1 pseudogene is annotated in these 576 nt (G+C 66.5%); it reads left to right on the top strand.

The annotated features are described in order from the left end of the window. A pseudogene (locus tag MRBLMC3_RS18720) lies at nt 1-576 on the top strand (hypothetical protein); the annotation flags it as partial.

The raw sequence follows: 576 nt of genomic DNA, 5'->3' as shown, positions 1-576 counted from the left end.
TCCGCATGATCCTCGCCGAAGGCTGGGAGGACAAGGAGTTCTGCGAGCGCTATGTCGGCCCCGAGGGCATGGCCGCGCTGCGCGAGGCGGTCGAGCCGTTCAACGAGGAGATGGTGACGCACCGCGCAGGGTTGCCCGAGGGCCAGCTGCGCGCCGCCACCGAGATGTTCGCGCGTGATTCAAAGCGCGGGCCGGTTTCGACGGGGACGGGCAACAATTTCGGGCCGAACTCGAACGTGGCCCAGCATCTGGCAGACGCCATGAACGTCGTGTGCGGACGCTTCCTGCGCGAAGGGGACACCACGCTCGTCGAGATGCTCAGCCCCGAGGCGCCGATCTATCCCGAGGTGATCCCGCCCTCGCGCACCTGGGAGCATGTCCCGCCGAGCCGCATCCGCGGCGTTGGAACGCTGCTCAACCGCGAGGAAATGAGCGGAACGCTTCCCGACGAGATCCTGACCCCGGGCAAGGGACAGATCCGCGGCCTGCTGATCCAGGGCGGCAACCCCGTCGTTGCCATTCCGGGCCAGAAGAAAGTCGTTGAGGCGATGAAGTCGCTGGAACTCTCGGTGATGA

This window comes from Sphingobium sp. LMC3-1-1.1 (genome assembly GCF_040676285.1).
GTDB lineage: Bacteria > Pseudomonadota > Alphaproteobacteria > Sphingomonadales > Sphingomonadaceae > Sphingobium.
Note: the sequence above shows the minus strand (reverse complement) of the source record. Positions and strands in the feature narration are given on the sequence as shown.